The organism is Streptomyces sp. NPDC051940, assembly GCF_040680895.1.
Classification (GTDB): domain Bacteria; phylum Actinomycetota; class Actinomycetes; order Streptomycetales; family Streptomycetaceae; genus Streptomyces.
In genome coordinates this window covers 40,086-51,914 of sequence record NZ_JBFAXR010000033.1, presented here as the reverse complement: position 1 = coordinate 51,914, position 11,829 = coordinate 40,086, and the positions used below count along the sequence as shown (strand labels likewise).

The following is an 11,829-nucleotide window of genomic DNA, read 5'->3' as shown; positions in this document are numbered from 1 at the left end:
GGTTCCTTTCCTGGGACGAGCGGCTGCCTGAGACGGGACCTCAGCCCGCGAACTCCGCCCGCAGCACGTGCTTGGTGATCTTCCCCGACGCCGTACGCGGCAGCTGCGGCCGCAGCACCAGCTCGCGCGGGATCTTGTAGCGGGCGATCCGGGTCTCCAGCCACGCCCGGATCTCCTCGAGCGTCGGCTCCGCGCCCGCGCGCGGCACCACGACGGCCACGACGGTCTCGCCCCACTGCGGGTGCGGGCGGCCGACGACCGCGACGTCGAGGACGTCCGCGTGGCCGCGCAGCGCCCCCTCCACCTCCTGGGAGGCGACGTTCTCGCCGCCGGTGATGATGATGTCCTGCATCCGGTCGACGATGGTGACGAAGCCGTCCTCGTCGGTCCGGCCGAGGTCGCCGCTGCGGTACCAGTCGCCCGCGAACGCCTGCGCCGTGGCCTCCTCGTTGTCGAGGTAGCCCACCATCCGGGTGTCGGAGCGCAGCCAGATCTCGCCGGTCTCGCCCGGTGCGGCGTCCGCGCCGTCGGTCCGTACCACCCGCAGATCGACGCCCGGCATGCCGCCGCGGCCGATCGAACCGGCCTTCTCCACCTGCTCGTCGGGCGACAGCGAGGAGCCCACCGGGCCCATCTCGCTCATCCCGTACACCTGGTGGAAGTCGTCCGAGCCGTACGCCTTCATCAGCCGGCGCGCGGTGTCCGCGTCCAGCGGCCCGGCGCCGTAGATCCACGACCGCACGGAGGTCAGGTCGTACGAGGCGAAGTCGGGCACCGCCTGCAGCGGGGCGATGAACGCGATCGGCGCCCCGAACACCGCGGTGACGCGCTCCCGCCGGATGATCTCGAGCATGCCGCGCGGCTCGTACTCGTGCTGCAGCACCACCGTGCCGCCGAGGAACACCGTGCCCAGCGCCCAGTTGTTGAGCGGGGAGGCGTGCCAGATCGGCATGCAGACCAGGAACCGCTCGTCGCGCCGGAGCGGGACGGCGGCCGCGGTGTAGGCGGCGGTCAGGGCGATGTTGCGGTGGGTGTGCACGCAGCCCTTGGGGGTGCCGGAGGTGCCCGAGGTGTACAGGATCTGGGCGATGTCGGAGTCCGCCCCGCGGGCGCCCTCCCACTCCCCGGCGGCCTCCACCAGCGCCTCGAAGGAGCCGGCCGCGCGCTCGCCCGGCCGGCTGACCAGCAGCGGTACGCCGGTGCCGGCACCGCGCACGACGTCGGCGAGCGCCACGTCGGCCAGCACGAGGGTCGCGCCGCTGTGGGTCAGCAGCCGCTCGACCTCCGCGCTCTGCAGCTTGTGGTTGACCGGTACCAGCGTCGCCCCCGCGTGCCAGGCCGCGAAGGCCCCGATGACGAAGGCGGGGGTGTTGTACGTCATGACCGCGAGCCGGCCGCCCGGGCCGAGCCCCGCGTCGCGCAGCACGGCCGCGGCCCGTCGTACGTCGGCTGCCAGCCGGGCGTACGTCCAGCGCTGGTCGCCGTAGACGAGCGCTTCCTTCCCGGGGGCCTTGCGGACCGCGCTGTCCAGCATGGCGCTGAGGTGCATCCCGTACTCCTGATCGTTCGAGGGCCAGTGCGTCGGCGCTCTGGCGTGAAGCTCTGAACGATGATTCACTGCTTCCATGGCATACCGCAAGACCCCCGCCGAGCTGGAACGCCTCTCGGGCGCCCGGGAGCATCTGGTGGAGCAGGCCACCAACGTGGTGGCGGAGGTGGGCTGGGCCCAGGCGTCCGTGAACGCCGTCGCCGCCGCGGCCGGCATCGCGGCCGGCTCGGTGTACCAGCACTTCCCGTCCAAGGCGGCGCTGGCCGTCGAGGTCTTCCGGCGCGCGTCCGGCCGGGAGGTCGAGGTGATCGGCGAGGTGCTGCGCAGCCCCGGGGACCCGGTGGAGCGCCTCGCCCGCGGCGTGGAGGTGTTCGCCCGGCGCTCCTTCGAGCGGCGGGGCCTGGCGTACGCGCTGCTCGCCGCGCCCGCCGAGCCGGCCGTGGGCGCCGAACGGCTGGAGTTCCGCCACCGCTACCGCGAGGTGTTCGCCGAGGTGGTCCGCGAGGGAGTCGCCTCGGGCGCGCTGCCGGCGCAGGACGCGCAGGTCACCGCCGCCGCGCTGACCGGTGCCATCGGCGAGGTGCTGGTGGACCCGCTGGGCGCGCCGGACGGGGACTCCGTCGAGCAGCTGATCGCCGAGCTGATCGCGATGTCCCTGCGCTGCGCGGGCGCCTCCCCCGAGTTTTCGACGACTGCGTTTTCGACGACGACGATGACCCCGAAGGACCGAGCATGACGATCACCGACGGCCCCACCCCGCACAGCAACCCCACCGCCCGCACCCACGAGGTGACCAACCAGGCGCCCCCGCTCACCGGCCACGACCCGGCCGACGACGCGGTGCTCCTGGAGGGCGTACGGCGGGAGGGTGCCGCATGGCACCTGGACGACCTGCACCGCCTCGGCCGCGTCGCGGGCAGCGAGGAGGCCCGCCGGTGGGCCGACCAGGCCAACCGGTACGAGCCCGAGCTGCGCACCCACGACCGCTACGGCAACCGCATCGACGAGGTCGACTTCCACCCGGCGTACCACTCGCTGATGTCGACCACGGTCGCCGCGGGCGCCGCCGGCTCCGCCTGGGCCGACGACCGGCCCGGCGCCCATGTGGCGCGCGCGGCGACCTTCATGGTCGCGACGATGCTGGAGCAGGGCCATATGTGCCCGGTCTCCATGACGTACGCCGTCGTCCCGGCGCTGCGCCACTCCCCCGAGCTCGCCAAGGAGTACGAGCCGCTGCTCACCAGCCGGGTCTACGACCCCGGGCTGCGCGCCCCGCACACCAAGCGCGGTCTGCTCGCGGGGATGGGCATGACGGAGAAGCAGGGCGGCACGGACGTACGCGCGAACACCACGACCGCCGTGGAGCAGCCGGACGGGACCTGGCGGCTGCGCGGCCACAAATGGTTCACCAGCGCGCCGATGAACGACCTCTTCCTGGTCCTCGCGCAAACGCCTGGCGGGTTGTCCTGCTTCATGGTGCCGCGCGTCCTGCCGGACGGCAGCCGCAACACCTTCCGCATCCAGCGGCTGAAGGACAAGCTCGGCAACCGCTCGAACGCCTCCAGCGAGCCGGAGTTCGACGACACGGTGGGCTGGCTCGTCGGCGCCGAGGGCAAGGGCGTGCGCACGATCATCGAGATGGTGACGATGACGCGCCTGGACTGCGTGCTCGGCTCCGCCGGCCATATCCGCGAGGCGCTCGCGCAGGCCGCCCACCACACCCGCTACCGCTCGGTGTTCGGCGCCAAGCTCATCGACCAGCCGCTGATGCGCAACGTGCTGGCCGACCTAGCGCTGGAGTCCGAGGCCGCGACCACCGTCGGCCTGCGCCTGGCGGGCGCCGCGGACCGGGCGCAGCGCGGCGACGCGGGTGAGCGGGCGTTCCTGCGGCTGGCCACGGCCGTCTCCAAGTACTGGGTCTGCAAGCGCCAGCCCGCGGTGGTCGCCGAGGCCCTGGAGTGCCTGGGCGGCAACGGCTACGACGAGGCGTCGGGCATGCCGCGGCTCTACCGCGAGGCCCCGCTGAACGGCATCTGGGAGGGCTCCGGCAACGTCAACGCCCTCGACGTGCTGCGGGCGATGGCGCGCGAGCCCGAGTCGTTCGACGCGTTCCGCGCGGAGGTGGAGGCCGCCGCGGGCGCGGACTCCCGGCTGGACGCAGCATGGCGGGAGGTAGCGGGCGAGCTGATGCGCCCAGAGGACGCGCAGCTGCGGGCCCGGCGGGTGGTGGAGCGCCTGGCCCTGGTGCTGCAGGGCTCCCTGCTGGTGCGCCACGCCCCGGCCGCGGTGGCGGACGCGTTCTGCGCCTCGCGCCTGGCGGGCGACGCGGGCCTGGCCTTCGGCACGCTGCCGCCGTCCACGGACTTCGCGGGGGTGCTCGAGCGGCTGCCGGCTGGGCTGGAGTGATCGGGGACGGCTGAGCGGGCACTCCTGATCGGGCGGCCGGGGGCTACCCTCGGGACGGTGGAGAACGAACACCGCCCCGAGGGCGGCGACCCGGCCTGCTGGCTCGGCCTGCTCTGCCCCGACTGCGGCCGCGTCCGCGAGGACCGCACCGCGGACCACTGCCCCGGCTGCGGGGCGTCGCTCGACGAGCACGCCGGGGAGTCCTGAGGACCGCCCCGGGTAAACCCTCCACCGCCCTCCCGCAACCCATCAGCACACGGCGCCCCGCACACGGGCGCGTCCACGTGCTGATGCGCGCAGGAGGAAGCGAATGCAGACCTCGAATCCACTCCGGCCCGGGAACCGGCACCGGCGGACCCTGGGGGCCGTCGCCGCGGCCGCCCTGCTGGTCGTCGGTGTCGGCGGTGCCTCCGCCGTCGCCGATCAGGGCGACAGGCACCGGGTCATCGCGACACCCGACGCACCCGCCGCCATCGGGCCCTACTCACAAGGGATCTCCGCCGGGAGCCTGACGTTCGTCTCGGGTCAGCTCCCCCTCGATCCGAAGACCGGGTCCATCCCGGCCGGTGCCTCCATCGAGGACCAGACGCGGCTGGTGCTGCGCAACGTCGAGGCCGTGCTCAGGGCGGACGGGATGTCCCTGAGCAACGTCGTCTCCACCACCGTCTACCTCGCGGACCTCGACGACTTCGCCCGCTTCAACACCGCCTACGCCGAGTTCTTCGGCTCCGCCGCACCCCCCGCACGAGCCACGGTCGAGGTCGCGCGTGTGCCGCGTGACGCCAAGGTCGAAATTTCGGCAATCTCCGTTCGATGAAGGGATATGACATGGTGATACCGGGACTCAGCACCCGTGGGGAGACCGGCGTCTCCCGACGCACGTTCGCCGGCCTCATAGGCGGCGGCGCCGCGAGCGTGGGACTGGGGCTGGCCGCGCCCTCCGCCCAGGCCGCCACACCCACCGCGGCGGGCTCCGCCGCCCTCCCGCCGGCGTCGTCGCCGGGCTACTGGGACGCCGTGCGACGGCTGTTCGCCCTGGACAAGGACGTGCTCTTCATGAACGTCGGCACCGTCGGGTCGCCGCCGCTCGAGGTGCTCGACACCGTGGACCGGGTGCATCGGGAGGTGGCCGCCGGGGCGATCTCCGCGTACAGCAACTTCGCGGACGTACGCGCGGTGGCGGCCCGCGGATACGGCTGCGATCCGGACGAGCTCGTCATCTCGCACAACACCAGTGACGGAATGTCGAAGATCCTGGCCGGCCTCGCCCTGCGGGAGGGCGACGAGATCCTCACCACCAACCACGAGCACTCCGGCGGGAACGTGCCGATGGCGCTGGCCCGCGACCGCCACGGTGTGGTGGTCAGACGGGTGGCGCTGCCCGTCGGCAACGACCAGCGTGCCGAGGACTACGTGGAGCTGTTCCGGCGGGCCATCACCTCGCGCACCAAGGTGCTGCTGTTCTCCGCCCCCACCTACAAGACCGGCACCATGCTGCCGATCCGGATGCTGGCCCGGCTCGCACAGCAGCACGGGCTGACCACCGTCGTGGACGGCGCGCACATCCCCGGCATGATGGCGTACGACTTCCACGAGCTGGGCGTGGACTTCCTCGCCGGCTCGGCGGCGAAGTGGCAGTGCGGACCCGGCGGCACCGGCATCCTCTACGTCCGCAACAAGGTGATCTCGCGCTTCAACCCCAACCCGCTCCCGGTGTTCTGGCCCGTGGTGTCCAGCGGCTACCCCGCCGAGGGCGGCCGGCCGTCCCGCTCGGACGGGCCCACGGAGAGCTACGACATCGCGGCCGACCTGCAGTCCGTCGGCAACGGCAGCCTCGCGGTCATGGCCGGTGTACGCAACGTCTGCGAGGTCTGGGACCGGATCGGCCGCGAGCGGATCCAGAGCCACGTCCTCGGGCTCTCCGGCTATCTCAAGGAGCTCATCGCCGAGCGGTGGGGCGTGAACTCCCTGTACTCGCCCAAGGACGACCCCCGGCTGGTGTGCGCACTCACCTCCTTCGCCCCGTTCCGCGACCCCGGCGACGTCTACGACGCGGCCAAGACCACGGCGTTCGTCGCCCGACTCAAGGACGAGTACGGCATCGTGATCCGCACCAGCGACTTCCCCGTCATCGGTTCCTCCAGGAACCACCAGACGGTACGGGTCTCCACGCACCTCTTCCACCAGAAGGAGGACGTGGAGCGGGTGGCCGACGCGATGTGGCAGCTGTCCGGCGAGATGAGCTGACGGATTCGTCGCGACAGGAGACGTCAAGGGCCGCGGAGTCGGACTCCGCGGCCCTTGGCCGTGCTCAGGGCTGGACGACCACGTCGATCCGGTCCTTGCGCGGCGGCGCGTCCGGTTCGGCGAAGGAGTGCAGGGCCCACAGACCCACGATGTCGGCGACGACCACGATCAGCACCGCGAGCGCCAGCATGACCAGCCGCCGGCGCCGGTCCCGCCGCTGCCACTCCGCACGGGCCCGCACATAGGCGTCGGGCGACGGATTCGTCGTCGACGCCAGCGAGTCGAGCGTGTCGCGCAGCAGGTTCTCGGGGTCGTCCACACTCATCGCTGGGTCTCCATGGCACGCGACAGGGCGTGCATCCCGCGGGAGATGTGCGACTTCACCGCACCCGGGCTGATGCCCATCGCCTCGGCTATCTCCCTCTCCTTGAGGTCCATCCAGTAGCGGAGGACCAGCGCCTCCCGCTGGCGGGTCGACAGGTTCTTCAGCGCCTGGACGACCTGCCGCTGGTCCTCGTGCAGCAGCGCCGTCGACTCCGCCGAGGCGATGTCGGACACCTCCACGCCGGCATGGCGGCGCGAGACCTGCAGGCGCCGTATCCGCATCCGCACGAGGTTGCACACCACAGAACGAAGATAGGCGGGTGCGGCCTCCGGCGCACGGAGTCGGTACCAACGGCGGTGCAGTTCGCAGAACGCCTCGGCGACCAGGTCCTCGGCGTCCTGCTCGGCGCCCAGGAGGGCGGCGAGGCGTACGAGTTTGGCGTGATGGCCGTCGAAGAGCCGGATCAGGGCCGTCTCGCGCTCCACGTCCCGCAGATCGACGCCGGGTTCGGTCCCGGCCGCAGCCGGGGCGGGGGCAGCGGACGGCGGCGCCGCCGTGGTGTCGTCGACCGTGGTTCCGGGGCCGGTACGGCGCCAGGGCTGGTCCGTCCGCCTCACGACACCACCTCGCCGCTGCGCGCGGATCCGTCGGGTCTCAACACCCCGGACAGGCCGCGCGGTACGCCGACCCGGTCCAGCAGCGGGCTGGTCAGCGCGACCACGGCGAGGTTGACGGCGAGCCCGATCACGCCGGCGTAGACCTGGGTGTCCACCGGGCCGACCGAGACGCGTACCAGCGAGGAGAACTCACCCGCGTTGACCAGCGCGGTGCCGGTCACCATGCCCAGCAGCCAGCCGGCGAGCAGGGACACCCGGTGGGGTGTCCGGTGCAGCAGCCCCAGTGCGATGGCCGGCAGGATCTGCAGCACCCATACGGCGCCCAGCAGATGGAGGTTGATCGCGGCCTGGTCGCGCAGCGCGAGCGCGAAGACGAGTGCGCCGAGCTTCACGATCAGGGACATGAGCCGGGCGATCCTGGTCACCTGGGCCGCCGTCGCCGTCGGGTTGACGAACTCCAGGTACACGTTCCGTGCGAACAGGGTCGCCGCGCCGATGGACATCACCGCGGCCGGCACGAGCGCCGCCACGACGATCGCGCCGAGCACGAGACCGGCGCCCCAGTCCGGCGCGAGGTCGAGGACGAGCAGGGGTATCGCCAGCTCGCTCCGGCCCGGTGGCGGATGGACGCGCCCCGCGAGTGCCGCGATGCCGAACAGCGCGAACAGGCCGAGCATCGCCGTCCAGCCGAGGAGGGTGACGGAGGACCGGCGCAGCACTCCCTCGGTACGGGCGGAGAACGCCACCATCAGGACGTGGGGGAAGGCGAACAGTGCCAGCGCCGATCCGACGGCCAGCGACATGTACGCCGGTGCCAGGTCCGTGGCCGGCACCAGGGTGGAGATCCCGTCGCGGGCCACCAGCGCGGCGTCCGCGCGGGCGAAGAGGGTGGCGGGTGACCCCAGCCGGCTCAGGACCAGGCCGGCCAGGGCGAGCGTGGAGCCCACGATGACCACGGCCTTGACGACGGAGACCACGGTGGGCGCCCGCAGCCCGTACCGGTAGGTGGAGACGGCGAGCACCGCGAACACGGCCGTCAGCGCGGCGTCGCCGGCCAGTCCGTCCGACTGGATGCCCAGCACGCTGAGCACGGCCCGCAGGCCGAGCAACTGCAGCGCGACGTACGGCATCGTGGCGAAGATGCCGGTGAGCGACACGGCCAGCGCCAGCAGCGGCGACCCGTAGCGCTCGCGTACGAAGTCGGCCACCGTGATGTGCCCGTGGGCCCGTGCGGTGGCTGCCAGGCGCGGCAGCAGCACGAAGGCGATCACGCAGATGAGGACCGTGTACGGCAGGGCGTAGAACCCGATGCCGCCGGAGCTGAAGACCGCACCCGGCACGGCGGTGAAGGTGTACGCGGTGTAGATGGTGCCCCCGAGAAGGCACCAGATGAGGGCGCCGTCATGCCGGCGGTCGGCCAGCGCCCAGTCCTCCAGGTCCGCCCTGACCCCGGCGCCGGCCGAGGCGAACCGGGCACCCCTCAGCGCGACGACCGAGGCCACCAGCACCACGGCCGCACAAGTGATCACAGGGACGACGTTGTTCATGACTCCTCCGCGCTCGTCGTGGCTGACGTCCGGCCGACGGAGCCGTGATCCCCACCGGGCGGTGACGGCGCGGAGCACCGTCGTCGGTGGAAATCCGGCCACGGCGCGGTAAACCCTCGCGGGTTCACCGGCAACTACCGGACGCAGACCCCATGCCGGGAGGCCGTCGCGAGGCCGGACCTGTCACGTAAGCGGAGGGAGGAAGTCCCGACAGTCCAGGAGTGAACCACTCATTCGAGCCAATTAACAGACCTGAAACGCCGGGAAGAATTACCCGCGAGGTGGTCTTCCACCTGCGCAGATGTCCGTTCCGGCGTCGGTCGGGAGGTGCCGACGCATGTCCGAACTACGACGTTCGGCGGTCAGGACGAGGGCCCGTCGTACGGCGTGCCGGATCTGTCTGGCGGCCGCGGTCGCCGGTCCGCTGCTCACGCCCGTGTTCATGCGGGAGGAGCCGCGACTGTTCGGCTGGCCCCTCTTCTACTGGTACCAGTTCCTCTGGGTGCCGCTCGGAGCCGCGCTGCTGACCTGCGCCTACCTCCTACGGCGACGGGCAGAGGGCGCGGCCGGCACCGGTTGAGCCCGCCGCGTTCTCCGCCGGATCCCTGTCATCCGCCGGACCCCTGTCAACCGAACCGCGGACGACGGCAACACCTTCACGCAGCGAATCCCCGATCCCTGGAGCAACCGTGTCGCTCAACGGCGCCCTCAGCGCGAGACCCTCTCCGAAGTCGATCCTGATCTGGACCCTTGTCGCCGTCGTCGGCGCCATCGGCTGGACCGTTCTCGCCCTGTCCCGGGATGAGGAGGTGTCCGCCGCGTGGATGGTCGCCGCCGCGCTCGGTTCGTACGCGATCGCCTACCGGTTCTACTCGAAGTTCATCGCCCGGAAGGTGCTGAAGGCCGACCGGACGAGGGCCACCCCGGCGGAACTGCTGGACAACGGCGTCGACTACCACCCGACGGACCGCCGGGTGCTGCTCGGGCACCATTTCGCGGCCATCTCCGGCGCCGGTCCGCTGGTCGGCCCGGTACTCGCCGCGCAGATGGGCTATCTGCCGGGCACCATCTGGATCGTCGCCGGCGTGATCTTCGCCGGTGCCGTGCAGGACATGGTGGTGCTGTTCTTCTCCACCCGCCGGGGCGGCCGTTCGCTCGGCCAGATGGCCCGTGAGGAGATCGGCCCGGTCGGCGGCGCCGCGGCGCTCGTCGCCGTGTTCGCCATCATGATCATCCTGCTGGCCGTGCTGGCGCTGGTGATCGTGAACGCTCTGGCGGCGTCGCCGTGGGGCACCTTCTCCATCGGCATGACCATCCCGATCGCCCTGTTCATGGGCTTCTATCTGCGCGTCCTGCGGCCCGGCCGGGTCGCCGAGGTCTCGCTCATCGGTGTCGCCCTGCTGCTGCTCGCGCTGGTCGCGGGCCGCTGGGTGGCCGAGTCCTCGCTCGCCGGCACCTTCACGCTGAGCAAGGAGGCACTGGTCATCTGGATGGTGATCTACGCCTTCGTCGCCTCGGTGCTCCCGGTGTGGATGCTCCTCGCCCCGCGCGACTACCTCTCCACCTTCATGAAGATCGGCACCATCGCGCTGCTGTTCGTCGGCGTCGTCGTGGCCGCCCCCACGCTCAAGATGGAGGGCGTCACGGACTTCGCCACCGCCGGCACCGGGCCGGTCTTCGCGGGCTCGCTCTTCCCGTTCGTCTTCATCACCATCGCCTGCGGAGCGCTGTCCGGCTTCCACGCGCTGATCTCCTCCGGCACGACGCCGAAGATGGTGGAGAAGGAGACCCAGATCCGGATGATCGGGTACGGCTCCATGCTGATGGAGTCCTCGGTGGCCATCATGGCGATCATCGCCGCGTGCGTGCTCGATCCGGGGCTGTACTTCGCCATGAACTCGGCGCCCACGATCATCGGTGACACCGCGCAGTCGGCGTCCGAGGCCATCCGCGACCTGGGCTTCACGATCACGCCCGACGCCCTGGCCGCCGCCGCGGCGTCCGTCGAGGAGCCGTCACTGCTGTCCCGTACCGGTGGCGCGCCGACCTTCGCCCTCGGGGTCGCGCACGTCTTCTCCGATGTGACCGGGGACGGCATGAAGGCGTTCTGGTACCACTTCGCGATCATGTTCGAGGCGCTGTTCATCCTCACCGCGGTCGACGCCGGCACCCGGGTGGGCCGCTTCATGCTCCAGGACACCCTCGGCAACCTCTACAAGCCGCTCAAGCGGGTCAGCTGGTGGCCCGGCCTGCTCGGCACCAGCGCTGTCGTCGTGGCGCTGTGGGGCTACTTCCTGTGGGTGGGCGTGCGCGACCCGCTGGGCGGCATCAACCAGCTCTTCCCGCTGTTCGGCATCTCCAACCAGCTGCTCGGCGCGGTGGCGCTGACGGTGTGCACCACGCTGCTCATCAAGTCCGGCCGGCTCAAGTGGGCCTGGGTCACGGGCATCCCGCTGGCCTGGGTCGCCGTCGTCACCCTCACCGCCAGCTGGCAGAAGGTGTTCTCCGACGACCCGCGGGTCGGCTTCTTCGCCCAGCGCGACGCGGCACAGGCGAGCATCGACTCCGGTGAGCTGACGGGCAAGGCGCTGGACGACGCCCACACCATCGTCACCAACACCACGGTCGACGGCGTGCTGTCCGCGGTCTTCGCCCTGCTGGTGGTCGTCGTCATCGTCGACGCGGCGCGGGTCTGCGCCAACGCGCTCCGCCACCCGGAGTCGGTGGTCAGCCACGAGGAGCCGTACGTGGAGTCGAGGTACGTCGCCCCCGCGCAGCTCTTCCCGACGAAGGAGGAGAAGGCGGAACTGGAGGCGGCCGGCCTCGGTTCGGGCGGCGGCCGGATCCGCGAGGAGGTGACGACACCGTGACCGCGTTGGCGACGGCCGGGCGGAAGGTCTGGCGGTATCTGCGGGAGCTGACGGACGAGACGGCGTACGAACGCTATGTCGAGCACGCCCGCGCCCACGACACCGGCAGGCCGGTCATGACACGCCGGGACTTCGAACGCTGCCGCACGGACGCCCGCGAAGCCGACCCCAAGGAGGGCTTCCGCTGCTGCTGACCGGACGTCGCGCTCTGATGCGGCGGCCGGCGGCAGCACCCGCCGGCGCCCTGTGACGTTTTCGGCCCCGCCGA

General features: G+C 71.7%; 12 protein-coding genes. 8 read left to right on the top strand and 4 right to left on the bottom strand.

Annotated elements, in window-relative coordinates:
• Window positions 1–40: 40 nt before the first annotated feature.
• A complete protein-coding gene (locus AB0M28_RS15795) occupies window positions 41–1,549 on the bottom strand; it encodes an AMP-binding protein (RefSeq protein WP_365403968.1) in 1,509 nt (502 codons plus the stop codon).
• 76 nt (window positions 1,550–1,625) lie between these two features.
• Between AB0M28_RS15795 and AB0M28_RS15790 the strand changes: the two genes are divergently transcribed.
• The 5 genes from AB0M28_RS15790 to AB0M28_RS15770 all read left to right on the top strand — a co-directional run bounded on the left by AB0M28_RS15790 (window position 1,626) and on the right by AB0M28_RS15770 (window position 6,202).
• Entirely contained in the window at window positions 1,626–2,285 is a 660-nt protein-coding gene (locus tag AB0M28_RS15790; protein WP_365403965.1) for a TetR family transcriptional regulator, read from the top strand.
• Window positions 2,282–3,955 (top strand): acyl-CoA dehydrogenase family protein, encoded by a 1,674-nt coding sequence (locus AB0M28_RS15785; protein WP_365403962.1) that lies wholly within the window; start codon window positions 2,282–2,284, stop codon window positions 3,953–3,955. Before AB0M28_RS15790 ends, AB0M28_RS15785 begins: the two co-directional genes overlap by 4 nt.
• A 57-nt stretch (window positions 3,956–4,012) precedes the next feature.
• Window positions 4,013–4,162, top strand: a complete 150-nt coding sequence (locus tag AB0M28_RS15780) for a hypothetical protein (RefSeq protein ID WP_365403959.1) — start codon at window positions 4,013–4,015, stop codon at window positions 4,160–4,162.
• 103 nt (window positions 4,163–4,265) lie between these two features.
• Window positions 4,266–4,772 (top strand): RidA family protein, encoded by a 507-nt coding sequence (locus AB0M28_RS15775; protein ID WP_365403956.1) that lies wholly within the window; start codon window positions 4,266–4,268, stop codon window positions 4,770–4,772.
• An 11-nt stretch (window positions 4,773–4,783) separates the two neighbouring features.
• Window positions 4,784–6,202, top strand: coding sequence for an aminotransferase class V-fold PLP-dependent enzyme (locus AB0M28_RS15770; RefSeq protein WP_365403953.1), 1,419 nt, complete (start codon window positions 4,784–4,786; stop codon window positions 6,200–6,202).
• 64 nt (window positions 6,203–6,266) lie between these two features.
• Here the strand turns inward: AB0M28_RS15770 and AB0M28_RS15765 are convergent, their stop codons facing one another.
• The 3 genes from AB0M28_RS15765 to AB0M28_RS15755 are packed head-to-tail and all read right to left on the bottom strand — an operon-like array spanning window position 6,267 to window position 8,691.
• Window positions 6,267–6,527 (bottom strand): hypothetical protein, encoded by a 261-nt coding sequence (locus AB0M28_RS15765; protein ID WP_365403950.1) that lies wholly within the window; start codon window positions 6,525–6,527, stop codon window positions 6,267–6,269.
• Window positions 6,524–7,144 (bottom strand): sigma-70 family RNA polymerase sigma factor, encoded by a 621-nt coding sequence (locus AB0M28_RS15760; protein ID WP_365403947.1) that lies wholly within the window; start codon window positions 7,142–7,144, stop codon window positions 6,524–6,526. Before AB0M28_RS15760 ends, AB0M28_RS15765 begins: the two co-directional genes overlap by 4 nt.
• Complete coding sequence (locus AB0M28_RS15755; protein WP_365403944.1) at window positions 7,141–8,691, bottom strand: sodium:solute symporter; 1,551 nt, start codon at window positions 8,689–8,691, stop codon at window positions 7,141–7,143. The genes AB0M28_RS15760 and AB0M28_RS15755 overlap by 4 nt, the downstream gene beginning before the upstream one ends.
• Before the next feature lie 337 nt (window positions 8,692–9,028).
• On the opposite strand from AB0M28_RS15755, the gene AB0M28_RS15750 reads away from it, so the two are divergent.
• The 3 genes from AB0M28_RS15750 to AB0M28_RS15740 all read left to right on the top strand — a co-directional run bounded on the left by AB0M28_RS15750 (window position 9,029) and on the right by AB0M28_RS15740 (window position 11,755).
• Window positions 9,029–9,271 carry a DUF3311 domain-containing protein gene (locus tag AB0M28_RS15750; RefSeq protein WP_365403941.1) on the top strand — a complete coding sequence of 81 codons (243 nt, stop codon included), beginning with the start codon at window positions 9,029–9,031 and terminating at the stop codon, window positions 9,269–9,271.
• 109 nt (window positions 9,272–9,380) lie between these two features.
• Window positions 9,381–11,561 (top strand): carbon starvation CstA family protein, encoded by a 2,181-nt coding sequence (locus tag AB0M28_RS15745; RefSeq protein ID WP_365403938.1) that lies wholly within the window; start codon window positions 9,381–9,383, stop codon window positions 11,559–11,561.
• Complete coding sequence (locus AB0M28_RS15740) at window positions 11,558–11,755, top strand: YbdD/YjiX family protein (protein WP_365403935.1); 198 nt, start codon at window positions 11,558–11,560, stop codon at window positions 11,753–11,755. Before AB0M28_RS15745 ends, AB0M28_RS15740 begins: the two co-directional genes overlap by 4 nt.
• The last annotated feature ends 74 nt before the right edge of the window (window positions 11,756–11,829 follow it).